We start from the raw sequence: 25,055 nt of genomic DNA, 5'->3' as shown, positions 1-25,055 counted from the left end.
CACACTAGGGCGTGTCCTCATTTTAAAAATGGTGATAAAAATGAGATAAATTGTAGTCTAACAAGGAAGATAGCGCAGATAATATCAAGATATTAGTCAGCTATTTGACGCTGTTTGGCAAGATTTAGCCATTTTTAACCCATTTAGATAACTTTCGATTGAATTGAGGACACTCCCTAGTATTGACTCAATCTTATATATTTAAGCGTCAGTCTCTGTTTCCGTCTCGCTAGCTATATTGGCCTCAATGTCCGTTTCAATATCGATCAGTACCGCATCCACGGTAGTGACGATTCTAGATTCAACATAAGAGCTGCTATAGGCCGTGTCGGTAGTGATTGGATAAATCTCTAGACGTTCCAATTCTGCTAATAAATCTTGGATAACTTCATTTTTACGAGTGACAAAAGTGGATGCAAAGCAGCGCCAAAATTTCCAGCCAGCACGCTCTAAAATACGCTGACGTTGCATATCGCTGTCCCATTTGTCAGGCCCATGATATCTATCGCCATCACATTCAATGGCTAGACTGTTATCGTTTTCACCTTCGACAACCATATCGATTCGGTAGGCACCTGCTTTGACCTGTGGAACCACTCGATAGCCTCTCTCCACCAAAAGATCGAAGACTTCTGTCTCAAAGGGAGACTCACATTTATCATGTAAGTCAGAAACTTCTTCTTCATCTTGCATGAATGGTGCTTGAAAGTGTTTGATAAGCTCTGATCGGTAGTGATCGGCTTGGCTTAGCTCATCCAACTCAATACTGCGCACCAAATACATTCTATCGCGCGCTCTTGAAGCAGCGACATTCATCCGTTGGGCGAAGGTATCTCTCGTTTGTGCATGGGCAGCTCCGGGTGCCACTACCAATGACAAAAACATGATATCGCGCTCTTTGCCTTGAAAGGTTCTGGCATCACCGCAAGCAATGTCAAAAGCAGTCATTACCGTTTCATCTAGTTCTTTGTTGAGTATCTCCATAATATTATGCGCTTGCTTATTGCCTAGCAATGAGACAACACCAATGGTTTTACCTTTGTAAGCTGAGTCAGAAACAAGGGTCTTGATTTCATCAACAATAAATCTGACTTCTGAAGGATTAATATCAGAGCCTTTAAGACGATAGCCATCGGTGACATAAATATCAATCAATGGCGGGTCCAAGCGCTCTGAAGACTTGGCTTTACGCAAAGGTATCAGCTCATGATTGTAAAACTCACGCTTTGAGAATTCAATGATAGGTGCCACACTACGAAAATGTTCTTTTAGCATCACACTGCTATCTGCAAAAACGACTTTGAATAAATCGTAGATTGAACGATCAGGTGACATCTGTGAGCGATAAACAGGGACTTGGTTGCTCAGATACTGTGCCATTAGGTTGCGAATTTTTTCGATATCAAGACCGACACCTTCTGGTGACACTTGTTTATCGTCACCAACGATTAATACTTTCTTAGCTCTCATAATGGCTGGGAGTGCAGTTAAGTCAGACTGAGAGGCTTCATCAATGATAACCAAGTCAAAACTGCCAAATTCTGCTGGCAAGGATTCAGAAATACGATAATGCGGCATAATCCAACATGGGATAGCAGCACTTGCTCCCGCAGAGGCTTCTCGCGCTTCACGGCGATAATAATGCGCGCCTTTGCCTGTTCCCTTACCGATACGCATAATGGCAGAGCGGTATTTTTCTAAAGAGGCTCTCACGTTTGGTGTCGCATTTTCTGCGACCTTTAGCCAAGCTCTTTTGGTGATGGTTTCTTGATAGAGTCTTGCCAGATTCACTTCTAAAGTGCCACGGGTTTTGGCCAGTTGAACCAACTCCTTGCGACCATCGATACTGTCGATAAAGCTTGTCAGTCTACCAATTCGCCAAATCTGCTGCCAGTTATCAGGCAGTAAGTCGTCAGGTTGCAAGTTATCCGATGCCAATGTGCCTTGAGAGTTATGACAAGATTCAAAACGCAATTTTTTTGCCCAAAGTGGTGCACCGTTATCTTCAATGAGTTGGGTAATGTCAGCGACTGTCTGTAAGTCTGTTGCAAGGTTATTCACGCGTTGCAGCTCATTTAACAGCTCTTGATAGTCTGTTTGTAATTGTTCATCAGATAAACTCGGGTCACCAATATTTTGAGTGACAAATGCCGTCATTTTTTCAATAATAGCGCCTTTACAATCAGTGAGATTATTAAGTAATGTCTCTTTTAATGTGAGACTTTCAGCCAGATTATGTCTCTTTAAATGTTGTTTAAGAACACTTTCAATCTCAGCCAACATATCCGTGTCATAAGGTGCTGTAGAGATAACATCCCAATCTATGAATATAATGCTTAATGCCTGCTTGATACTGTGCTGCAAGTGGTTACTAGCAATGATTTCATCGTATAGATGAACGGCTGAATGTAACGCAGACAGATTATTAGGCGATACCTCAAATATCGGTAAGGACAGCTCATTTGATAAGGCATTCCAGCGAAGGATAAACGCTTGAGCTTTTTTGCTAAACGTTATAAAGCTGGATATATACTGCCAATCTTCTGTACTTGATGGTGCTGATGAGACTATCGTAATAGACTCAAGGCTTTTCTTTTCAGCAGACTTACCAAAAATACCAGCGAGACCAAATGGTTTTTTGCCTTCAGATAAATTTTTCACCGCGTCAACGAGCTCTGGATTTTTATCAAAATCATCAGTCATCGTAATAGGTTTGGTTAAATAAATAGTTCTCTCATCAAAAAGTGCTTTGATCTCATCGTTTAGTATAGTGAGATGGTCGATGATGTCTTGCTTAGTCTCATTAGCTAGATGCTGTTGAATATCCGTCGTCCAGCGCTGCCCAGCAGTTGCAATTTTTTGCAGCAGGTCAGTTAAACGAGATGTATGAGAAGCGACTTCTTGAGCAATACCTATTGTGCTAGCACTGTCATTGATTAAGCTTGGTAGTTCTCCTTGCTGCTCAGCTGCTTGGGACTCATTGAGGTAACTTAAATCCTTATGAAGTTGCTTTATAGCGTTGGTAGGCGGCATGTCTGCAACAGCAGGAATCTTTTTATTAAGATAATCCAAGTCATTGCCGAGGTTTACTCTTGCGTCTTTTAGCGCTGTGATATCAGCATGAGTAAATCGAGGCTCAAATATCTCTTCTATGCCCAATTTATCGGGAAAGCTTTCGATAAGCTGCCGGTTTTGAGCCACTTCAGTCGCGGCATCCATGGGCTTGATAGTTTCATTATCGATAGTGATATCATCAAGGTTTAACCGTGCCCAAGCCGTAATTTTATGGTCAGTGCTGGCCAACTGTGCATGGATGGTATCAATTTGATTATCAAACACGAGGATGTCTTTTTTGTAGGCCTCGCGATTGATACTAGATACTTCGCTCGATATTTTTTTGATGGTATGTTCAAACTGTTTTAGGCCTTCGTTTTCACTGGTCAGCAGGCTAACGGCGAGCGGGCGAATAGATTCAGGCAGTTGTCCTTGTAGTACCTTTAGCGCGGGGTCTTTCATCGACGTGACCAGTACCCGCTTGCCAAGTGCTAAGTAATGACAAATGACATTGGCAATAGTATGGGTTTTGCCTGTACCGGGTGGGCCTTGAACGACCACGCCATCGTGAACATCCAACTGCTGTATGATTTGTACTTGTTCATCGTTGAATGCTTTGGGGAAATATAGCTCGGCTGGCATGCCTGTATACCTCTCACTGCCACTGACCATAGATAGACCACGATAAGCAGGCAATATGATGTCTTTATTTTCTGTAGCAGGTTCTGTCAGCATTGCCTTAAGAGTGCTCGGCAAATCGATATCAGTGGCTGTTTCGAGCTGAATAGATAAATTGTTCAAATCTTGCAAAAATATATTATTACTTCTGGGGCGCGCCATAATGACCCAAGTATCAGTGACGATTAGGTCGTTCTGCGCTTTAGGTATTTTTCGATCATCTGCATTAGTATGATCTGGCTGATAAACGCCAGACGAGTCAAGCAAAGTAACGGCTGATTTTAAGATAGGCTCATAGCTACTTGGCAAAAAAGGACTTAATGACACATCTTCTGAATCATAAAACGCTTTGCTGTTTTTTAATAACTTGGCTAAACCTTGATTTTCTTCTATAGAAAAAGGCTCAGTTTCAAGCGTAGGCGCAGATAGGGTAGGCTTGATGAGTAACGCCATCGTTTTCTGATCTAAGGTGATTTCAACAGATTGTGTCAATAAGGGATACTTTATTTGCTTGCCATTTTGCTCATTGTCAGCGCTTTTTCGTAGGGCAATACCAACACCCCATACTAGCTCTAGCTGTGCATCAGCGAGATTGCCCTGAAGCTGTTGATTCAGCATAAATAGGCTAGAATATAGAGCAATGCTTTGGCGAATGAGTTTCTCTTTTGCTTGCCAAGGTTGCCAAATATCTTTGAGGTACGTATTGAATTCATCTCGTACAGCGTCCCGTGCAGGAAAATCTTTTAAATAAAGCTCTGCCTGTAATGGTTCATCTAACTCTAACGATTCATTTTTATGATTACTGTCAACTTCAAACGGAGTCAATACCTCTGTAGAGTCTGCAAACATTAGACCATCATCGATGAATGGTTGCACAGATGTTTTTTCTTTTAATGACGGTTGGTCGCTAAGTTTGACTGGAGATACTAACCAATGTGCTAACAATGAGCTGCTAGGTTTAGGCACTGGATTTTCACGCAATCGCTCTAAACGCAACCAAACATCCTCAGAGCTATCATCTATGATATTTAGGCTGATACCAGGCAGATTTAATACTTGCTCTTCTGTACAAGTGAAGTCACTGTGCTTTGTAAAGTCTTGAGTAGGTGCTTTTTTCATCAAAGCACACTGTTTGATGAATTCAATCTGAGAAGCCAGTCTTTGTGCGTAAATACTCATTTATTAAATTTTCCCAATCATCAAAAAACCATCGATTAATATCACTGAAATCCTGCTAATTTTATCTTTCTAATATCGCTTATTTTGTGTTCAACTAAAAGTAACTTTAAGAAAAAACCAAACTATAGCACAGAAATTTATATCGATAGATTGCATCTAATATTTGTTAGATTTATCGCTATTACCCTTTATTATGGTCATAAGTCAATTGATTAGACCCTGTTTTCGTCAATTTTTTTACTAAATTATTACTCAAAAGCCAGTATTATTCCTTTCAAGAATGTCTTTTTTTAAACCACATAACTAAAAGGGTTTAGCTTAAAAATATTTTTCAGATAAGGGTTTAATATTTAGCTTAATGCGTTACTATTACCACCTAATTCTGTTAGACCCTCATATTTGATACTCTGTATTAATACCCTAAGAAAAGGATAGGTTATGCGCTATGAAGTGATCGTTATCGGTGCAGGTATGGTTGGCACGTCAGTTGCGTGGCATTTACAAAAAAACAATTCACAAGTACTGATGTTAGACAAGAAGCTGCCAGGGTCAGAGACCTCGTATGGTAATGCTGGGTTGATTCAGCGCGAAGCCATTCATACCCATCCTTTTCCTCGTCAACTGACTGAGATGATCAGAGTATTACCGAACCAAGGTACCGATATTCGCTATCGTATCCCAGCGATTTTGCGTTACCATCAAGCGCTGTTACAGTACTGGAAATACTCTGTACCTGCGACTGTTAAGCAAATCGAATCAGAGTGGCAGACACTGATTGAGCATTGCACCAGCGAACATCAAACAATGATTGAAGCATCTGGTGCTGACGAGCTAATCACGCGTGACGGCTGGTTACAGCTGCATCGTTCTGAAGAGACGTTTAAAGAAGCGCAAGCAGCAGCCATTGATGCATGCAATCAAGGGGTTGAACATAACGTACTAAACCTTGAAGCACTAAAAGCCATGGAGCCTAGTGCCAATTTCGAAGGTTTCGTTGGTGCGATTCATTGGAAAAACTCTTGGCAAGTATCGAACCCAAGCTCGCTAGTCAAAGCGTATGCGAAGAATTTCCAAGAGATGGGCGGCACGATCAAAGAGAGCGATGTAAAAGAAATCGTAAAAAATGGCGAAGGCTGGAAAATCATCACTGATAATGACACTTACTATAGTGATAAGTTGGTCATTGCAGCGGGTCCATGGTCGAACGACTTGATCAGACCACTTGGTTATAATCTGCCATTGTTCCCAATGCGTGGTTATCATCAGCATTTCAAAGTAACAGAAAAAAATACCATCAATCACAGCATGTTTGATATGGACAAAGGCTTTGTAATGGGCCCAATGCAGCAAGGCATCCGCATTACGACTGGTGCTGAGATGACCACCATGGATGCGCCAAAGAACTTTGGTCAATTAAAAACCGTTCTAAAGCTGGCTCGCAAAATCTTACCATTAGAAGACGCAGTAGAGTCTGAAGCATGGGCAGGATCACGTCCTTGTATGCCTGATATGAAGCCAGTTATTGGTCCTGCAGACAAGCATGAAAAATTATGGTTCGCATTTGGTCATAGCCATCAGGGTTTCACATTAGGGCCTATGACAGGGCGTCTGGTTGAAGAAATGATTCATGAAAAGCCATCATTAGTAAACCTTGCACCATTTAGTGCTCAGCGTTTTTCGAAGTAAGAGTGCATTTGATAGATTTAGCACAGACTTAAATTAATAAATTGAAGGTATATAATATGATAAAGAAGCTACACAGCACGCCACGCATGAGCAGAATTGTGGTCCATAACCAGACTGTATACTTGTGTGGTCAGGTAGGTAATGCAGAAGATGATATCAAAGCACAAACATTAACTTGTTTAGAAAAAATCCAGACCTTGCTAGAAGAAGTGGGTAGTGATAAATCAAAACTACTATCAGTAACGGTTTGGATCAAAGATATGGCAGATTTTGCTGCTATGAATGAAGTCTATGACAAATTTTTTGAAGGTATTCAACCACCAGCACGTGCTTGTGGCGAATCAGCATTGGCACGTCCTGAGCTATTGGTTGAGATGATCGCTATCGCTGCTGAATAAAGACTGCTTGTAGTACCGGTATTAAATAGAAATCAAAAAGGCCATGATAGCGATATCATGGCCTTTTTATTTTTTCTGTCTTCTCATGTATTGGTTGTCAGCATTTTTTATAAGCTATCGAAGTAGTCTCAAATAAACTTGATAAACTTATGTTCTATAAAATTATGAATTTTTTGTGTTACCTGTTACTATACGCCAGAAACAATTCTGAGATAATACGAATGCCTTAAGACACATTATATTTCTTGATGTCAAGAGAGCGGATAGCAATCATATTATCTATTATAAATAGCGTTTTTAAACAGATTGTAGTTTATTTTTTTATTAAAAATTTTGAGGAAAATCACGTGGAAATTTTAGGTTCTATTATACTTATAATCGCAGGTATTATGCTTCTTGTTTATAGCATTAAGTTAATTATCATTGCCTTCCAAGAATCGATACTCTGGGGGCTTTTGTATCTGTTTCTTCCATTTGCCAATTTATATTTTATTATCACTCGCTGGCCAGATTGTAGTTCTCCGTTTTTGAGATCATTGGTAGCTCTTGCATTTATAATTTTAGGAGCTGTGATGGCTTCACCATCGATATCATAATAAAGCATCCGTAGGAAATAAAGCAGTCAGCTATTTACAGTCGTTTACTACGTGACGTTAATAAATAAAAATAGCGTACTCATAACCTGAATACGCTATTTTTTAAGCTATCACATACCATAGTCTGTTCAAGCGAATTTAGTACGCACCTTCGCTATAGATAAGCTCGTAGCTGTGGCTATATATCTCAACGATGTTGCCAAACGGGTCTTCCATATAAATCATGCGATATGGCTTTTCACCAGGGTAGTAGTAGCGTGGTTTTTCCATACGTTTTTTACCGCCTGCTGCAACCATACGCTCAGCCAACTCTTCAACATTTGGATCTTGAACACAGAAGTGGAAGATACCAGTTTTCCAGTACTCAAAATTGTTTTCAGGGTCTTCTTGATTTTTGAATTCAAAAATCTCAACACCGATACGATCACCAGTCGATAGGTGGGCGATACGGAAGCTGCCCCAACCTGAGCCGAATACTTCAGTACACATCTCACCAATAGGGCTGTCATCTTCGACAATCTCAGTAGGTTCCATGATGGTATACCAGCCCATTACTTCAGTATAGAATTTCACGGCTGCATCTAGGTCAGGGACTGAAAGACCGATATGCGAAAAGCTTCTTGGATAAACGTTGTTCATAGCTTGTGCTCCTGTTTGATGTGCGTTTTCTTTAACGTGGAGCCAGTATATAAACAGAAGATAATTACGTAAAATTATCATTTATTATAAAGATAAGTATGTATTGTAATGATAAATATCACATGGTTACGCACCTTTTGTACACTTGTTGACGTCGGTCACTTTACGCACACAGCCGAGCGCTTACACATGACCCAGTCAGGTGTCAGTCAACACATCAGTAAGCTAGAGAATCAGTTAGATATTGATTTGCTTATTCGTCAAGGTAAGCAGTTCTCATTGACTGATGCTGGTCAACAGCTCTATCAGGAAGCAGAAGACATTTTACAACGTTTAGCACGCTTAGAGCAGCGTATTGGGGAAGACCCTGCTTATGAAGGGCTAGTGCGATTGATGTCGCCTGGTAGTGTGGGACTCAAGCTGTATCCAAAGCTTTTGACATTACAGCAACAGTATCCGCAGCTGATTATTGATTATCGCTTTGCACCCAATGCTGATATCGAACGAGCACTGGCAAATCACGAGATTGATATTGGTTTTATGACGGATATCTCAGGTGATGAGACAGTCAGTTGTAAGTCAGTGGTTCAAGAAGCATTAATGTTAATTACCCCAGCGACGACTACTGAGATAAATTGGCAAGCATTGACTCAGCTTGGATTTATAGATCATCCGGATGGTGCGCACCATGTAAATATGCTGCTAAGCGCCAATTATACTGAGTTTCAGCACGTTAATGATTTTGATAAAAAAGGATTTTCAAACCAAATTAGCTTGATTTTGGAGCCAGTGAGCAGGGGACTTGGGTTTACCGTTTTACCAGCGCATGCAGTTGCGGCATACCCAAATCCTCAAGCTATCAAAAGTCACTACCTACCAGTACCTGTCAGCGAAACTTTATACCTTGCTGTACGGAGTCAGTCTGTACTGCCTAACAGAATGCAAACCGTTATTCATGAAGTGCAAAAATGGTTATAAAGTTGACACATACGTATTAGCCTTACATTCTATTTATAATACAGTTTAGCTAAGTTAGAAGCAGTATTTATACATGTTTTCAATTTACTCTATATCTATGGACTAATGATGAATATACAGCTATTAAAAAAGATCTGCTTTAATATGATAATAATTTATATGATAGCTGGACTCACAATACCTGCTATTGCAGAAGATTCAATATTGATAAGAGATTTCACTACTATCGAGTCACTTGCACAGCAAGGGAATGCCATTGCCCAGTATAATTTAGGTCTCATGTATGCAGCAGGCTTAGATGTTGAGCAAGATAATATTAGGGCTTTTGAGTGGTTGAATAAATCTGCCAATCAAGGGTTAGCTGAAGCACAATATAATATCGGTGTTATGTACGATAAAGGTATAGCCGTACCACAAAACCATGAAAAAGCCTTTGCCTACTATAGCAAGTCTGCTAAACAAGGCTATAGCAGAGCCCAATACAATCTTGGTACTCTTTATTCTACAGGTGAAGGTGTCGTTCAAAATGATATTAATGCCCTTAAGTATTGGCAACAGGCAGCTGAACAAAATAACAAGTTAGCACAGTTTAATTTGGGCATTGCTTATGCCAATGCCAAAGGTGTCCCTAAAAATAATACAACAGCGTTTAAATGGTATCAAAAATCTGCTGAACAAGGAGTTGTTGGTGCTCAATTTAATTTAGGTGTACTGTATCAGCAGGGGCAAGGGGTTCCTAAAAATAATATCAAAGCGGTTGAATGGTTTGAAAAATCGGCTAAGCAGGGCATGGCAGAGGCTCAGTTTAACCTTGGTTATATGTATTATAAAGGTGAGGATGTAAAACTAGACTATAGCAAAGCCGCGTATTGGTTTGAAAGCTATAGCCAGTTAGGATATCAAGACGTACAAAACGAATTAGCAAAAATTTATATTCTAAGTGATGGTGTCTATGGTGATAGAGAAGGCGGGCTAGCAGGGTTAAAGCGTATCTGTGACACTGGTGTCCAGAAATATTGTGATATGTATACAGAGTGGAGCCAAAAAATAGACTAAATGGCTTGGCTCTATTCTGTTTTGAAATTATAAAAATATTTATCTCATACTAAGGCCCAAGTGCATAGCCGCAGCGATATTAACAGCCGTGGTTTCGATATTGTCATAAGCCTGACTGAGTACGTTTTCGATGGTATCTACCTTTTGGATACTCGGCATGACCACATCGAACTGACTGGTTTGAGCAGGTTTTAATCCGTCAACACTGCCACAGATAGCAATCACAGGTGTATGACTGGCTTTGGCAAGTTGGCTAATACCGCCAGCAACTTTACCCATGGCTGTTTGTGCATCAAGCTTGCCTTCGCCAGTAATAACCAAATCTGCATCGGCAATATGCTGTGATAACTTGGTCACTTCAGCGACCGTATCAAAACCTGACTTTAGCTGCGCGCCACAAAAACTCATCAATGCATAGCCAAGACCACCAGCTGCTCCAGCACCTGCGACTTCTTGACAGTCCTGATGGCTGCTCGCGCGAACAGCTGCAAAGTGGCTTAAGGCTTTATCCAAATCGTCAACTTGTTGCGGGCAGGCACCTTTCTGTGGTCCAAATATCGCACTTGCCCCTAATTGGCCACACAAAGGATTGGTCACATCACACGCCACTTCAAACACGGTATCTACCACTTTTGCATGGAAGCTTGTGTCATTAAGTCTGTGCAACTTGACAAGCTCACCACCACCTTGTGCTAATGGACTGTCATTAATATCATGAAATGTCATACCCAATGCCGTTAGCATACCAAGACCTGCATCATTGGTGGCACTACCACCTAGCCCAATAATGATACGCTCGGCGCCTTCATCTAAAGCATCGGCAATCAGCTCACCGACACCGTAACTGCTAGCGATGACAGGATTACGCTCTGCGACGGTCAGTAGATGTAACCCACAAGCTTGGGCGATTTCGATAACTGCTGTCGCATCAGGCAATAATAAATACTTTGCAGTGATGGGTCTCATGAGTGGGTCGTGTACCACCACTTCTTTCCAGCGTCCGCCTAATACATAAGACAATACCGCAGAGGTGCCTTCACCGCCATCTGCCATCGGCAATAACGTATAGTCAGCGTTTGGAAACACCTGACTAAAACCAGATTGAATGGCGCGGCAAACATCCAATGCTTCTAAGCTTTCTTTGAACGAGTCGGGGGCGATTAAAATCTTCATGAAGGTCTCTCTGGGTATTTTTTGAACGTCTTTTTGAGTGTTTTCGCTAATGCGTTAAATGAACACTGTTAAATAAATACTAAGGTTAACAGCCAGATAAACACAATGCTGGTCACACCTTGAATACCCGTCGCCATTGAATGGGCTTTGTATGCTTGTGACACACTCATACGGCTAAACTGACTGACAATCCAAAAGAAGCTGTCATTGGCATGTGAGATAGTCATAGCGCCTGCACCAATTGCCATCACACAAAATACGCGACCCAGCTCACTGTCTAGACCAATTTGATCCAATAACGGTGCAACCATCGCAGAGGTGGTGACTAGCGCTACGGTGGTCGAGCCTTGCGCAGTCTTTAGTGCAGCAGAGACGATGAATGGCATAAAGATACCAAGGCCCAACGCAGACAATGTCGTACCTAAATAGTCTCCGATTGGCGTCACTTTTAGCATGGCGCCAAATGCACCACCAGCACCAGTAATCAATAAGATAGGTGCGGCTACGACTAAACCTTGAGAGATACTGTCGCTGATCTGCTGCGTTTTTTGCTCGGTATTGATGAGTAAAAATGATAAAAACAGACCAATAAGTAATGCCGTTAGGGGATTACCAATAAATACCAAAATATCTGTCAACGTGCCACTACCAAACGGTGCGCTTGGGAAGTTGGCAACAGACGATAAGCAAATCAATACGATAGGCACGATAATAGGCAAAAACGCCATCGTTGCTGACGGCATATTGCTATAGTCATCACGCGTTTTCATGTTTTCAGGTAACGTTGCTGCTGGTGCATCTAGCGCGTCTATATTATCAGGCGTCACATTTAGAAAACGGTTAGACCACCACCAGCCAGCCAATACAGCAACGGCTGTCACGACCACACCGACCATGATGACCAAACCTAGATTAGACTCTAATCCTAAGTTGCCTGCCGCTGCAATCGGACCTGGTGTTGGTGGCACGAAGGTGTGCGTTGCGTACAAGCCCGTGGCTAAGGCAATACTCATCGCCACACTAGATACTTTTAAACGCTCGGCCAATGTCTCTTTTAAAGAGTTTAAGATGATGTAGCCTGAGTCACAGAATACAGGTACTGACACGACTGCACCGACGATAGACATGGTCAGAGTAGGGAAGCGTGGGCCTAAAACTTTGATAACGGTTTCTGCCATCACAATAGCCGCACCAGTTTTTTCAAGGATTAAGCCGATAATGGTACCGAATACAATCACTAGACCGATATAACCTAAGATACCACCAAAGCCATCAGAGATTGTCTTAGCGACAGTATTAAGTGGTACTTGGTAGAATAGTGCTACCAAAAATGCTGACAATATCAACACTAAAAAAGGATGCCACTTTAATTTTGCGGTAGCGAAAATAATAAAAAGAATGGTCAGCACAAGCCAAAATACAATCATCACTGTCTCAATATGGTTTATATCTTAATGAATTATTCACGCGAACAGGCATCAATAACGATACGAAATTTTAAAGGGGCACATTTTATAGTAAATAGACGCTACTAGGAAATACATTCGTGAAATATATGGGGTTATCGATAGGGTTTTTACGATTTACTAGTTATGACGAGGACGCCATAAATACATCTTAAGATGCTTTTAAGAATATTATTGGCTTCTAGAACGGTGATGATAGAATTTTAACCAAAAAAAACTGGCCATTTTAAATGACCAGTCGTTGTGCACAGCATGTTCAAAGCAGCATTTAGTTGGTACTTACGCGATTTTATCGAATCGTGCTTTATTACCTTCTGCTACTATCGAGTCGAAACTCACACAGATACCTTCGTTATCTAATGTTGCGTACCAATGGTCGTCATTACTACCTGTCATTAGTTGAAAATACTTATCGTTGACGATTCTACCAACGGTATATATCTCACCTTCTGAGTACACGTCATTACCTTTGATACATATTAATCTGTCATTAGTGTTTATCATATTATCGTACCTTATTATTATCTACAACTCGGAACCAGTAGATTAGATATGGCTATAATAGCAATTCACTGCACGGTAATAAAGACGCTTTATATACGGTATCTTGTTGTTAAGTATGAGTTTTTTTGGAAATTTATTACGGCTAGTTACTGAATTATGTCATTGCAGAAATCATTAATAAAAGGACAATTATCGCGGTGTTTGAAAGGAGAATATTGTTTGTTTAAACCTCAATTTCAATCAATATCAGGCTACTATCGTAAAGTGCAGACGTAAAAAAACCAGTGACATAACATCACTGGTTTTTTATGTAGACTGAAACTAGATATGCTAAAGATTACTCTTCAGAATAGTCTGCGCTTTCGTCTGCAACGTCGTCTTCGTCATCGTTGTTACCTTCTTCAGAAAGAATAGTAACTAAGATGCTAGCAGTAACGTCATGATGTAGCTGAATATCAACATTATATTCGCCAACTTGACGTAAAGTGCCTTCAGGAAGCTTGATTTCAGCACGGTCTACTTCTAGACCTGAGTTAGTCAATGCTTCAGCAATATCACGAGTACCGATAGAGCCGAATAGCTTGCCTTCGTCGCCTGATTTAGCACGCATGATGACATTAACGTCAGTTAGTGCATCAGCACGTTCTTGAGCAACAGCTACTTCTTTCGCTTCTTCAGCTTCAAGTTCAGCACGACGTGCTTCGAACTTTTCAATGTTAGCTTTAGTAGCAGGTAGTGCTTTACCCAAAGGGATAAGAAAGTTACGTCCGTAACCTGGTTTCACATCGACGGTTTCACCGAGTTTACCAAGGTTGACGATACGCTGTAACAAAATAATTTGCATGAGTCATTCCTAGTTAATTAACGGTTAACCCTGATGGTTATCAGTGTATGGAAGTAGCGATAAATAACGAGCTTGCTTGATAGCAGTAGCTAGTTGACGCTGATATTTAGTAGATGTACCGGTAATGCGGCTTGGTACGATTTTACCATTATCACTGATATACTGTTTTAGCAATTCAACATCTTTATAATCGATGTGAGTGATGCCTTCAGCAGTGAAACGGCAGAATTTGCGACGGCGATAGAAACGTGCCATGAGTATTCTCCTTTAATTAGTCTTCACTGTTGTCGTTGTCGTCGTTATCGTTTTCACGACTGTCTGGACGACGAGTAGTTGCTTTGCGTGCGCGTTTTTCATCGGCATTCTTGGCTAACTGCGACTCTTCAGTGACAGCGTCGTCACGGCGCATAACTAGACTACGAATGATCGCGTCGTTATAACGGAATAATTCTTCAAGTTCAGCTAAAGTTTCACCGTCAGTTTCAATGTTGAAAAGAACGTAATGAGCTTTGTGAATCTTGTTGATTGGATATGCCAATTGACGGCGGCCCCAATCTTCTAAACGATGGATAACACCGTTGTTGTCTTGAACTAACTTGATATAGCGCTCAACCATGCCGACCACTTGGTCGCTTTGGTCTGGGTGTACAAGTAACACCAGTTCGTAATGTCGCATTATGACTCCTTACGGATTAGTAGCTATTAACCCTATGTTAATAGCAAGGAGATTTATAAGGTAAGCCCGAATCCTATCAAATTTTATAAAAAATAATGAGGAATAAGCTTAGTTTATAAAGCGCCGTATTATAACAGTACTTAGCCATTAACACAAAGGTTAATCTCTAAGGTACTGTCAATAAAATATAAAAATGGTGAATATGTCTTTACCAATAAAAAAAGCAACGATCGTACGCTGCTTTTTTATCATATATAAGACATATCAAAAATAACAAGACGGCTATTTTATTTTTGGCTCTTTCACTATCTGACTGCTATCTGCTTTTACGACTAAGGTTTTAGCAAGTTTGTCATGCCAACCAATATTTTCAGGGCTTTTCGATGCCATGTAATAGTGAATGGCAATAATCACAAAACCTAAAAAGCTCGTGAATGAGAATAGCAAATTATAGATAATAAATAGCAGCAATGTACGCATGCCGATGAGCTTGATAAAAGAAGGCAGACGATGCGTGGTTTGATCCACGACACGAATACCTGTAATCAGCTTGCCCAGTGATTGACCACGCATAGTGATGAATACTAACTGTAACGCAAACAAGCCAAAAACCATGACTTGCGATATCATCAATGTGCTGCTAGGAAGGCTCTCCATCAGTGTCATTGAGTATTGATAAGCTGCGTCCATATCTTGGATGTTTTGGAATTTAGTGTAATCCACATCCATTTTAGTCAATGCCATGACTAGCGGAAAAATAGCCAGTATGTATAACAAGCCATTTAGTGCCGTTGCTAAGACTCGTGACATGATAGGCGCAAGGACAACATTACCAACGACTTTGTCTTTGCTCGAGGTAGCTTTACTGTTAGTAGATTTATTCAATGACACATTGTGATGCGGCGTATGATGACGATTGGTTGTCATGTCTGCTTTTGCATCTTTACTGGTGTCTTTTGGACGTTCAGGCTTGCCATATAATCTATCTAACGATACTGACTTGCCGTCCTGTGCATCATTGACATTATCTTCGGGAAAAACGGTAACGTTATTAATAATAGAGTCATTGGCCTGAGGGCTATTAACGTTGGTCGGTCGATAAACCGTTTGATTATTGGTTAAGTTACCGACGCGCTGCCATTGGTCTAGGCCGTCATGCCATATCAAATCGTCTAGCAATACTTCACCAGAGGTTAGCATGATATTGAGCTGATCCAAACTATATGGCCCAGCTTGTACGTTATTTCGAGCAAGGAAAATCTGCATAATTGCCTGCATAGTTAGTCATGTCTTCGTACATTATATTAGGGTCTATTTGAAAAAATCAAATAGACCCTAATGGTGGTACTCTTAGTGACTGTGTAAATGACCGCTACGAATGAACGTAATGGCTTACTTTGATTCTTCACCAGCCAAGAATAACCAAGTATCTAATACTGAGTCAGGGTTCAATGACACTGAGCTGATACCTTGTTCCATCAACCAGTAAGCAAGATCTGGATGATCTGACGGGCCTTGACCACAGATACCGACATATTTGTTTTGCTTACGGCAAGCATCGATAGCCATAGTCAACAGCTTCTTAACCGCAGGATCACGCTCATCAAATAGATGTGAGACGATGCCTGAGTCACGATCTAGACCAAGTGTCAACTGAGTCAAATCGTTAGAGCCGATTGAGAAACCATCGAAGTATTCTAGGAACTCTTCTGCCAATAGCGCGTTGGTCGGTAGCTCACACATCATGATGATGCGCAGACCGTTCTCACCACGTTTCAGACCGTTTTTCTCAAGTAACTCGATGACTTGTGCTGCTTCGCCAACGGTACGTACGAAAGGAATCATAATCTCGACGTTGGTCAAGCCCATCTCATCACGTACGCGCTTCAGTGCTTTACACTCAAGCTCAAAGCAGTCACGGAAGTTGTCAGACACATAACGACTGGCACCGCGGAAACCAAGCATTGGGTTTTCTTCTGATGGCTCGTATAGCTTACCACCAAGCAAGTTAGCATATTCGTTAGATTTAAAATCTGACATACGAACGATGACTGGCTGATCCATAAAGGCAACGGCTAGCGTTGAAACGCCTTCGACCAATTTATCAACATAGAAGTCAACAGGTGAGGCATAACCAGCGATACGCTCTTGGATAGCTTGTGATATTTCACGTGGCAAGCTGTTCATGTTTAGCAACGCTTTTGGATGCACACCAATCATACGGTTGATGATGAACTCTAGACGCGCAAGACCAATACCTTCGTTTGGCATTTGCGTGAATGAGAACGCACGATCTGGGTTACCAACGTTCATCATTACTTTGAATGCTAGCTCTGGCATTGTTTCAACAGAGTTGGTCTGTACTTCAAAGTCAATTTGGCTCTCATAAATGAAACCAGTATCACCTTCAGCACAAGAAGCAGTTACGTCTTGACCGTCAACCAATAGCTCAGTCGCATTACCACAACCAACGATGGCTGGAACACCTAGCTCACGCGCGATGATAGCTGCGTGACACGTACGGCCACCACGGTTAGTGATGATGGCAGAAGCACGTTTCATGACTGGTTCCCAATCCGGATCGGTCATGTCTGATACGAGTACGTCACCTTCTTGTACTTTGTCCATCTCGTTTAGGTTGCTAACGATACGGACTTTACCTGAACCGATACGTTGACCGATTGAGCGGCCTTCGCATAAGATTTTTGCATCAGTCGTGTTGATGATATAGCGTTCCATGACATTGCTGTCTTGGCGGCTCTTAACCGTCTCTGGACGTGCCTGAACGATAAAGATTTCGTTAGTATCACCGTCTTTTGCCCACTCGATATCCATTGCTTGACCGTAATGCTTTTCAATCGTTACGGCTTGTTTGGCAAGAGAGGTTAGCTCTTCAGTAGACAATGAGAACTGCATACGATCTTGTTTTTCAACATCGACAGTTTTGACTGATTTGGCAGTACTGCCTTCATCACCATAAATCATTTTCTTATGCTTGCTACCTAGGTTACGGCGAATAACCGAAGGTTTACCGTTGGCTAGCAATTGTTTTGAGATATAGAATTCATCAGGGTTTACAGCGCCCTGTACGACCATTTCACCTAGGCCGTAGCTTGAGGTGATAAATACCACTTGATCAAAGCCACTTTCGGTATCTAGCGTGAACATCACACCGGCTGCGCCAGTTTCTGAACGTACCATACGTTGTACGGCTGCAGATAGTGCAACACCTTCGTGCTCAAAACCTTTGTGTACACGATAAGAGATAGCACGGTCATTGTATAAAGAAGCAAATACTTCTTTAATAGCGATTAGAACGTTATCAATACCGCGAATGTTTAGGAATGTCTCTTGCTGACCAGCAAATGAAGCATCTGGCAAATCTTCGGCAGTCGCAGAAGAACGTACAGCAACAGCGATGTCTTCGCCGCCACTCATGGCTTCAAATGACTGACGCACTTCTTGCTCAAGATCTTTTGGCAGTTCTTGCTCAATAATCCAAGTACGAATCTTTTTACCAGTTTCTGCAAGTTTTTTTACATCATCAACATCTAATGTCTTTAGTTCGCTGTTGATTTTGTCAAGCAGGCCAGTTTCATTCAAAAAGCGGTTAAACGCATTTGATGTGGTGGCAAAGCCGCCTGGTACACTAACACCCAAATCAGACAAATGGCTGATCATTTCACCTAATGAAGCGTTCTTACCGCCGACCATTTCAATGTCGTCTTTTCCTAGCTGATCAAGATTGATTACAAGTGCTGTAGATTGCGCTGCCATGATAACTCCAGAAAATAAGGTTATTTAGTAAAGATTATAACGGTGGATTATACCGCTATATTTTGAGAATTTCGAGGGTTTAAATCAAAAAAATTGTTAAAAACACACAAATTATGGCATTTGCTACATAATTTATGGCAAGTATCACAGATTTTACTTTTTAGAGTTTTTATGAAATATAAGTAAAAGCTGATATAAATGCCATTTGATAATCATTTATGGGTTTATAAATAGAGGGTTTGGGAGTGAGGACAAAGCGGGTTAGCAGCCACTCATAATAAATACCTATATATAGTAGAAAGTACTAAAGCGATACAAGTAATGAGGTGCAGTGAGCAGACCTATGGACATCAATTAGGACATCAAAAGCAGTGTGGGTTTCTAAGTGTGCGCCTGTAACATTGATTTCTATTAGGTGGCTATTATGCGTATAATGTAGGGCATCAAGAATGTAGGCCTGCCATTATATATGTGTCGACTTTTAGTGCTTATATCGAGAGTTAGATGAGTCTAAAGTAGATTGAAAATAAAAACCAAATAAAGATCACCATGTGTGTTTCTAATTGAGGTGTCAACGTTATGTACTCAAGCAACCCATCTGAACCAGTCAAGTCCACTATCCAAAATCATCATGCACTGAATTTGGACAGCTCTCAAACGGTTAGAACAGCATTTTTTATCTCAGATGGCACAGCAATTACGGCTGAGACACTTGGCCGTGCTATCTTGAGTCAGTTTGCTTCGATACCCTTTGAGACACGCGTATTGCCTTATGTGGACAGTATTGAGCGTGCAGAGGATGCCGTTGAGCAAATCAATATGGCTTATCAACGAGACGGATTTTTGCCTTTAGTGTTTGATACGATTGTTAACCCTGATATTCGTGAAAAAATTAACGCAGCACAAAGCTGTAATTTGGATATGTATGAGGGTTTGATTGGCCGTGTCGCAGAAGAGACAGGTGTAGAGCCAGATGGACATTCAGGTCATGCCCACGATAATGTCGATTCTGAGACCTATAAAGAACGTATCGATGCCGTTCATTTTGCCTTAGACAATGATGATGGTGCGCGTACACGTCACTATAATGCAGCTGATATTATTTTGGTTGGGGTCTCTCGCTCGGGCAAAACGCCAACATCTTTATACTTAGCATTACAGTTCGGTATTCGAGCAGCTAACTATCCTTTGACTGAAGATGATTTGTACGACAATCAATTACCAAAAGCATTGCGTGAACATAAAGACAAACTGTTTGGCTTGCTCATCGATACCGATCGCTTGGTAAAAATCCGCCAAGAGCGCCGTGCAGGCAGTCGTTATTCGAGCTATCAGCAATGTCAGCAAGAACAGCGTGCGATACAAGGCATTTATATCACTCATGGTATCCCAAGTTTGGATGTGTCTGAGATGTCTGTTGAAGAAATTGCGACTCGTATTTTACAGAAGACAGGCCTCAAACGTCGTATCGGTTAAGGGTTCGTTTAATCAAATCAAATGTTAATCGATTTGACCATAGTCGGTTCAATATAATCTCATTATCATATAGAGAACATTATGAGTTCAGCTTACAAATCTAGCAAAACCCCTTTATTATTGGCGAGCTTATTGAGCGTAGCGACATTACTGACGGCTTGTCAGACATCGCGTGAGCCAGTACCTGAGCCACGTTATGTGCCGTCCATCGTATTGGGTGATGCACAAACGTTAACGATTATGCCAAATCGGGTGGCCTGTGCCTCTGCATTACCGATGCAGTGTCTGCTGGCCAAGTCCAAAGATGGTAGTGTGTTTCAGATTCCTTACGATTGGATTGAAGATTTTCAACCAACGCTAGGTACTGAATATGTGATCAGTGCTCGCCCGCAGATCGATGAGGGAAAGCAGAGTCTCACTGGGTATTGGACATTACAAAATATTGTGTCACAACGTATGGTGAGCAACCCTCAATAATGTGACTCTGACTCATTTAACTATTGACTCACTCACGGTCTAGATATCAAATAAACCAGTAAATATAAAGAGGATACGATGGGAAGTAAAAAACCAAGCGACGCGACTAATGATATCGGTGAAGATACCCATACCGAAGTATCTAATAAAGCGGATGGTCACATACCTAATCCTGAGCACACTGAAGGCAAAAATAAACAACAAAATATTGAACAGACTCACGAGCAAGTCACTGATGATTTTATATATCACCCTGATCTTGTGAATCCACTTGATGACACACGAATCGATGTAAAATCTGGTTTTGCCAAAGACTCTCGCCGCCTAAAAAGCGATGATCATGCTTATGAATATGACGCAGTTATTTTAGGAGCAGGCCCTGCTGGTGAAGCTGCTGCCATGAAGCTGACTAAGTCTGGCAAAAGAGTCGTGGTTGTTGATCCGCGTGACCAAGTGGGCGGTAACTCTACTCATGTGGGTACCATCCCAAGTAAAGCATTGCGCCAATCAGTATTTAACTTGATTAACTTCCGCCGTGATCCGATGTTTACCAAGGCGATGGAATATAAGCAAGTACCGCTCAATGAAGTGCTGGCCAAAGCCCGTCAAGTGATACGTCGTCAAGTCAGTACGCACACACGATTCTATGAGCGCAACCGTATTGAAGTGATTCAAGGGTGGGCAAGTTTCGTTGATGAGCACACGCTGCGCATTGAAACCGATGACAATGTTTTTGAAACCATTACTTTCAATAAAGCCATTATCACCGTCGGTAGCCGTCCTTACCGTCCTGATATTTTAGACTTTGACCATCCACGCGTTTTTGATTCTGATAAAATCCTGCAAATGGATTATGTCGTCAAAAAAATCATCATTTATGGTGCAGGCGTGATCGGTTGTGAGTATGCGTCTATCTTTACCGGTCTCGGCTATAAAGTTGACTTAATCAATAACCAAGATCAGCTGCTCAATTATTTGGATAGCGAAATTAGTGATGCCATCGCGCATGACTTTAGACAGTTTGGTGTATTAATCCGTAGTAATGAAGAGATTGATTACCTTGAGACACACGATGATTATGTAGTCTTGCACTTAAAGAGTGGTAAGCGCATCAAATCTGATGCCATCCTGTGGTCAAATGGTCGCTCGGGTAATACTGAAGGCTTAAACCTAGAAGCTGTTGGTCTAAAAGCCAATAGCCGTGGTCAGCTAAAAGTCGATGATACTTATTGCACTGGTATCGAAAATATCTATGCCGCTGGTGATGTGATCGGTTGGCCTTCTTTGGCATCTGCTGCCTATGACCAAGGGCGATGTGCCGCTGCCTTTATGGTAGGCGATGACGATGCTGAGCCAGTATCTAGCGTACCGACTGGTATCTATACGATTCCTGAAATCTCTTGTATTGGCAAAACTGAGCAAGAACTGACGGACGAAAAAGTCCCTTATGAAGTGGGTCAAGCATTCTTCAAACATCTGGCACGTGCACAAATCATCGGTGAACGCTCGGGCGTTCTAAAGATTTTATTCCATCGTGATACGCTAGAAATCTTGGGCATCCATTGCTATGGTAACCATGCGTCAGAGATTATTCATATCGGTCAGGCAGTTATGAAGTGTAAGAGCAATAACACGCTTGAGTACTTTGTGAATACGACATTCAACTATCCAACGATGGCAGAAGCCTATCGTGTTGCGGCATTGAACGGTTTGAATCGCGTCTTTTAAAACAAGCTTATTCAAATAAAGTAATATCAATAAAAAAGCGCCTGCTACTATATTATTAATTAATAGTGCAGGCGCTTTTTTGTGGTTTATTTATTAATCCAAGCATATATGCAGAACTTTTAATCAAGCTATGTTTTATGCGACTGTCTGACTTTGTTCATCAGTGTGATACCAACGAATAAGCATAAGCAGCATAAAGTAAAATAGCCATAGAGCGGCAAGTGCATAAAACCCAATAGCGACTTGCGGGACACTTGCGCCCATTTGGTTAAGCTGTACCGATGTGTTGACGCCAGGTGTCGTGGGTATCAACCAGCGTATGACTTGTAAAAATACGGGTAATTGGTCAGCGGGCCACGGATAGCCACTGATAAAAAACATCGGTAGAGAGCTAAAAATAAGAATCTGCATACCACGTTCACGTTGGCGAAACCATAACCCCAATACACAGCCGAGAGTTGCCACGGTTGGACAAAACAACAGTAGAAACAATAAGCTGCCGAGCATGTTCTGTCCGCGCGGATAGTGATGCAGCTCAAATGCCCAGCCATAATAAAAGCAGCCGATGATAAAGCTGCACATACTAAGTGCTGCAATACGACCCAGCCAGCCACGGATAGTGGTCCTATGACGACGCTGCTCGTACCATGTGCCGATCAACATCGTCGTTGACATTAAAAGCGTTTGTTGCAAAATCAGAATAGAAACGGCTGGCACCACGTATGCGCCATATCCTTCAGTTTGGTTGTATAAAGGCATAATCTGCAATGGTACAGCTTGGGTATTAGCCTTCGCGGTCGTTGGATAAATGCCTTGAGCCACGCTTTTTTTAACTTCGATACCTGCTGATACCGTACCAACGGCTTTCAGAAATCCCGTCTGTACATTTTTATTTAATAGAAAATAACCACCATTGCCCAATATACTGACGCTTGCCTTTTTGCCAGACATGACTTGCTGCTCAAGCCCGCTGGGGATAACCATATATCCAGCGATTTCATCTGACCATATGGCTTGTTGCGCATCTTGCTCATTAAGAAAGCGCTCCGTATCTAACTGCGGGCTAGCGCTCGCATAACGAACGATAGTCCGTGACAGATTGCTATTGTCGTAATCAATGATACCAACAGGCACATGATTGATCACTTCGGTTGAGTACGGCCAAGGATAAAAGAAACCGTAAATAATAGGAGCAATCATCAACAGTAAAAGAACGCCTTTATCCGTAAAGATGTCTTTTATGGTTTGCAAAAACCCACCAAGAAAATTCTGTGACTTTTTGTGTGTCTGTGCGTGTGATTTTGCATCAGTCGTGGATGCATTCTCTTTCGGTGAAACTGACATTAGCGAGCTCCCCAGCGTTCAGGATGTGCCAACGCCCGTTTGGTCAATAGTGTGGTCAGGAGCAGCGCAATCGTCGTGGCTAGGGTAAGTCCATAGACAATCGGCAATGACACCGCAGCAGGCGCATGCATCTGCAACTGTGCAATATGCAATTTTAAGTAATGAGTAAGCGGGAGCACATCTGACCAATGCTGAGCATTGTCACTGATGGCGATATACGGAAAAGTCACACCCGCAAATGCATAAGAAGGGGCTGAGATGAAACCAGTAGAAGACAAGCCCATGCGTAATGAAAACGAATTTAACGTTAAGATAGCACCGAGAAAGAACGATAGCAGCATCAATAGTAAGAGACCGATATAAGTAGCAATCATTGAGCTAATAGCAACGGACGCTTGCGGTGCAGCGAACCAAAGTGCCAACATCGACCAGATGCTATAAGCCAATAATGGCCAAAAATACTTACCCAATAATCCAAACAATAATATTGAAATACTCACTTGTCTAGGTTTATTCTTATTCTCAGCAACTTCTGTTTTTTCATCAGTATGGTTATGCTGACTTTCCGACACTGTGATGGTTTTACTCTCTTTAATGTTTGCTAAATTAGCATTGCCATTCGTATCATTACTAGTAATAACATCGTACCAGTGACCAATATTCTTATCACGTAGCTCACGGCCTATCGTCGTTGCACCAATCACCATTGCCAAAATATGCAGCAGGGCAGGTATGACGGTTGAGGCCAAAAACTGTTGATAGTTGGTCGCGGCATTGAACAGGCTGATACGCTGTATGCTAATCGGCGAGTAGGCAATTGCCGCTTGTGATGGTGCCATGCCTTGCTTGACCAAACGCTGTATCTCGACACCTGCTGACAATGTGCTAGCCACCGTTTGCACGCTGGTTTGAATAATGCCTGAATGCGTACCGTACTGCGCGTTTACTTGCAACACCAACGGGGCTGGCTCGCCAGATAAAATATGACGAGAGAAGTCTTCAGGAATAATGACGACTGCATAGATATCGCGTTGCAAGATAGCGGCCTCTGCATCAGATTCTGAGGCATAAAGCTGTTTTACCATCAGCGTCGGACTGGCTTCTAAGTAGCGTACAGCCGTATTGGCAACTGGGCTGTTGTCTCGGTCGATGACTCCAATGGGCAAATCCGTAATTTGAGTTTGTGAAAATATCCACCAAATCAGCAGCACCGTTGCTAATGGTATCCAAACTACCATGGCTAAGTCCCACGGGTTTTTGGCTAAAAACCGTCGCTCATAGGCAGCACTACGTAAAAAAGCCCCACTTAGCTTGGTCAGGCGCATG

The 25,055-nt window shown here is 41.8% G+C and carries 19 protein-coding genes; 7 read left to right on the top strand and 12 right to left on the bottom strand.

Annotated elements, in window-relative coordinates:
* Window positions 1-201: 201 nt before the first annotated feature.
* Window positions 202-4,911 (bottom strand): AAA domain-containing protein, encoded by a 4,710-nt coding sequence (locus JMW61_RS13370; RefSeq protein ID WP_201551853.1) that lies wholly within the window; start codon window positions 4,909-4,911, stop codon window positions 202-204.
* A gap of 438 nt (window positions 4,912-5,349) precedes the next feature.
* Between JMW61_RS13370 and JMW61_RS13365 the strand changes: the two genes are divergently transcribed.
* Together JMW61_RS13365 and JMW61_RS13360 are read left to right on the top strand one after the other, a co-directional pair.
* Window positions 5,350-6,597, top strand: coding sequence for an NAD(P)/FAD-dependent oxidoreductase (locus tag JMW61_RS13365; protein WP_201551852.1), 1,248 nt, complete (start codon window positions 5,350-5,352; stop codon window positions 6,595-6,597).
* A gap of 59 nt (window positions 6,598-6,656) precedes the next feature.
* Window positions 6,657-6,995 carry a RidA family protein gene (locus JMW61_RS13360; RefSeq protein WP_110923107.1) on the top strand — a complete coding sequence of 113 codons (339 nt, stop codon included), beginning with the start codon at window positions 6,657-6,659 and terminating at the stop codon, window positions 6,993-6,995.
* 734 nt (window positions 6,996-7,729) lie between these two features.
* Here the strand turns inward: JMW61_RS13360 and JMW61_RS13355 are convergent.
* Window positions 7,730-8,230 carry a lactoylglutathione lyase family protein gene (locus JMW61_RS13355; protein WP_110923075.1) on the bottom strand — a complete coding sequence of 167 codons (501 nt, stop codon included), beginning with the start codon at window positions 8,228-8,230 and terminating at the stop codon, window positions 7,730-7,732.
* Window positions 8,231-8,338: 108 nt separating this feature from the next.
* On the opposite strand from JMW61_RS13355, the gene JMW61_RS13350 reads away from it, so the two are divergent.
* Window positions 8,339-9,208 (top strand): LysR family transcriptional regulator, encoded by an 870-nt coding sequence (locus JMW61_RS13350; RefSeq protein ID WP_201551851.1) that lies wholly within the window; start codon window positions 8,339-8,341, stop codon window positions 9,206-9,208.
* A 159-nt stretch (window positions 9,209-9,367) separates the two neighbouring features.
* Complete coding sequence (locus JMW61_RS13345; RefSeq protein ID WP_201551850.1) at window positions 9,368-10,264, top strand: tetratricopeptide repeat protein; 897 nt, start codon at window positions 9,368-9,370, stop codon at window positions 10,262-10,264.
* A 39-nt stretch (window positions 10,265-10,303) separates the two neighbouring features.
* Here JMW61_RS13345 and JMW61_RS13340 read toward each other — a convergent pair whose 3' ends face one another.
* The 8 genes from JMW61_RS13340 to ppsA form a co-directional block, all read right to left on the bottom strand.
* Complete coding sequence (locus tag JMW61_RS13340; protein WP_201551849.1) at window positions 10,304-11,437, bottom strand: glycerate kinase; 1,134 nt, start codon at window positions 11,435-11,437, stop codon at window positions 10,304-10,306.
* Window positions 11,438-11,505: 68 nt separating this feature from the next.
* Complete coding sequence (locus tag JMW61_RS13335) at window positions 11,506-12,864, bottom strand: GntP family permease (protein WP_201551848.1); 1,359 nt, start codon at window positions 12,862-12,864, stop codon at window positions 11,506-11,508.
* Window positions 12,865-13,182: 318 nt separating this feature from the next.
* Complete coding sequence (locus JMW61_RS13330) at window positions 13,183-13,407, bottom strand: hypothetical protein (protein WP_201551847.1); 225 nt, start codon at window positions 13,405-13,407, stop codon at window positions 13,183-13,185.
* A 337-nt stretch (window positions 13,408-13,744) separates the two neighbouring features.
* Window positions 13,745-14,251: a 50S ribosomal protein L9 gene (rplI, locus tag JMW61_RS13325; RefSeq protein ID WP_201551846.1), complete on the bottom strand. Its 507-nt coding sequence runs from the start codon at window positions 14,249-14,251 to the stop codon at window positions 13,745-13,747.
* Between the two features lie 24 nt (window positions 14,252-14,275).
* Window positions 14,276-14,506, bottom strand: coding sequence for a 30S ribosomal protein S18 (rpsR, locus tag JMW61_RS13320; RefSeq protein ID WP_010198808.1), 231 nt, complete (start codon window positions 14,504-14,506; stop codon window positions 14,276-14,278).
* Between the two features lie 16 nt (window positions 14,507-14,522).
* Window positions 14,523-14,927, bottom strand: coding sequence for a 30S ribosomal protein S6 (gene rpsF, locus JMW61_RS13315; RefSeq protein WP_045446907.1), 405 nt, complete (start codon window positions 14,925-14,927; stop codon window positions 14,523-14,525).
* Window positions 14,928-15,209: 282 nt separating this feature from the next.
* Window positions 15,210-16,205: an RDD family protein gene (locus tag JMW61_RS13310; protein ID WP_201551845.1), complete on the bottom strand. Its 996-nt coding sequence runs from the start codon at window positions 16,203-16,205 to the stop codon at window positions 15,210-15,212.
* A 114-nt stretch (window positions 16,206-16,319) separates the two neighbouring features.
* Window positions 16,320-18,704, bottom strand: coding sequence for a phosphoenolpyruvate synthase (gene ppsA / locus JMW61_RS13305; protein WP_110923068.1), 2,385 nt, complete (start codon window positions 18,702-18,704; stop codon window positions 16,320-16,322).
* A gap of 579 nt (window positions 18,705-19,283) precedes the next feature.
* Here ppsA and ppsR point away from each other — a divergent pair.
* The 3 genes from ppsR to sthA all read left to right on the top strand — a co-directional run bounded on the left by ppsR (window position 19,284) and on the right by sthA (window position 22,385).
* A complete protein-coding gene (ppsR, locus tag JMW61_RS13300; protein ID WP_110923067.1) occupies window positions 19,284-20,180 on the top strand; it encodes a posphoenolpyruvate synthetase regulatory kinase/phosphorylase PpsR in 897 nt (298 codons plus the stop codon).
* 81 nt (window positions 20,181-20,261) lie between these two features.
* Window positions 20,262-20,657: a DUF4377 domain-containing protein gene (locus tag JMW61_RS13295; protein ID WP_110923066.1), complete on the top strand. Its 396-nt coding sequence runs from the start codon at window positions 20,262-20,264 to the stop codon at window positions 20,655-20,657.
* Between the two features lie 78 nt (window positions 20,658-20,735).
* On the top strand, window positions 20,736-22,385 hold the full coding sequence (gene sthA / locus JMW61_RS13290) for a Si-specific NAD(P)(+) transhydrogenase (protein WP_227687472.1): 1,650 nt from the start codon (window positions 20,736-20,738) through the stop codon (window positions 22,383-22,385).
* A gap of 135 nt (window positions 22,386-22,520) precedes the next feature.
* Here sthA and JMW61_RS13285 read toward each other — a convergent pair whose 3' ends face one another.
* Both JMW61_RS13285 and JMW61_RS13280 read right to left on the bottom strand, forming a co-directional pair.
* Entirely contained in the window at window positions 22,521-23,729 is a 1,209-nt protein-coding gene (locus JMW61_RS13285) for an ABC transporter permease (RefSeq protein WP_201551844.1), read from the bottom strand.
* The gene (locus JMW61_RS13280; RefSeq protein WP_201551843.1) at window positions 23,729-25,054 is read right to left on the bottom strand and encodes an ABC transporter permease; all 1,326 of its coding nucleotides are present in this window, start codon (window positions 25,052-25,054) and stop codon (window positions 23,729-23,731) included. The genes JMW61_RS13285 and JMW61_RS13280 overlap by 1 nt, the downstream gene beginning before the upstream one ends.
* Window position 25,055 lies beyond the last annotated feature (1 nt).

It is taken from the genome of Psychrobacter fjordensis, assembly GCF_904845995.1.
GTDB classification, from domain to species: Bacteria; Pseudomonadota; Gammaproteobacteria; order Pseudomonadales; family Moraxellaceae; genus Psychrobacter; species Psychrobacter fjordensis.
The sequence above is the reverse complement of the archived record's forward strand: the minus strand, read 5'-3'. Positions and strand labels throughout refer to the sequence as shown.

What these genes read in the sequence shown, in the direction of transcription:
- JMW61_RS13370 (WP_201551853.1), bottom strand. Translation starts at nt 4,911, where the DNA reads ATGAGTATTTACGCACAAAGACTGGCTTCTCAGATTGAATTCATCAAA.
- JMW61_RS13365 (WP_201551852.1), top strand. Translation starts at nt 5,350, where the DNA reads ATGCGCTATGAAGTGATCGTTATCGGTGCAGGTATGGTTGGCACGTCA.
- JMW61_RS13355 (WP_110923075.1), bottom strand. Translation starts at nt 8,230, where the DNA reads ATGAACAACGTTTATCCAAGAAGCTTTTCGCATATCGGTCTTTCAGTC.
- JMW61_RS13350 (WP_201551851.1), top strand. Translation starts at nt 8,339, where the DNA reads ATGATAAATATCACATGGTTACGCACCTTTTGTACACTTGTTGACGTC.
- JMW61_RS13345 (WP_201551850.1), top strand. Translation starts at nt 9,368, where the DNA reads ATGATAGCTGGACTCACAATACCTGCTATTGCAGAAGATTCAATATTG.
- JMW61_RS13340 (WP_201551849.1), bottom strand. Translation starts at nt 11,437, where the DNA reads ATGAAGATTTTAATCGCCCCCGACTCGTTCAAAGAAAGCTTAGAAGCA.
- JMW61_RS13335 (WP_201551848.1), bottom strand. Translation starts at nt 12,864, where the DNA reads ATGATTGTATTTTGGCTTGTGCTGACCATTCTTTTTATTATTTTCGCT.
- JMW61_RS13330 (WP_201551847.1), bottom strand. Translation starts at nt 13,407, where the DNA reads ATGATAAACACTAATGACAGATTAATATGTATCAAAGGTAATGACGTG.
- rplI (WP_201551846.1), bottom strand. Translation starts at nt 14,251, where the DNA reads ATGCAAATTATTTTGTTACAGCGTATCGTCAACCTTGGTAAACTCGGT.
- rpsR (WP_010198808.1), bottom strand. Translation starts at nt 14,506, where the DNA reads ATGGCACGTTTCTATCGCCGTCGCAAATTCTGCCGTTTCACTGCTGAA.
- rpsF (WP_045446907.1), bottom strand. Translation starts at nt 14,927, where the DNA reads ATGCGACATTACGAACTGGTGTTACTTGTACACCCAGACCAAAGCGAC.
- JMW61_RS13310 (WP_201551845.1), bottom strand. Translation starts at nt 16,205, where the DNA reads ATGCAGGCAATTATGCAGATTTTCCTTGCTCGAAATAACGTACAAGCT.
- ppsA (WP_110923068.1), bottom strand. Translation starts at nt 18,704, where the DNA reads ATGGCAGCGCAATCTACAGCACTTGTAATCAATCTTGATCAGCTAGGA.
- ppsR (WP_110923067.1), top strand. Translation starts at nt 19,284, where the DNA reads ATGTACTCAAGCAACCCATCTGAACCAGTCAAGTCCACTATCCAAAAT.
- JMW61_RS13295 (WP_110923066.1), top strand. Translation starts at nt 20,262, where the DNA reads ATGAGTTCAGCTTACAAATCTAGCAAAACCCCTTTATTATTGGCGAGC.
- sthA (WP_227687472.1), top strand. Translation starts at nt 20,736, where the DNA reads ATGGGAAGTAAAAAACCAAGCGACGCGACTAATGATATCGGTGAAGAT.
- JMW61_RS13285 (WP_201551844.1), bottom strand. Translation starts at nt 23,729, where the DNA reads ATGTCAGTTTCACCGAAAGAGAATGCATCCACGACTGATGCAAAATCA.
- JMW61_RS13280 (WP_201551843.1), bottom strand. Translation starts at nt 25,054, where the DNA reads ATGCGCCTGACCAAGCTAAGTGGGGCTTTTTTACGTAGTGCTGCCTAT.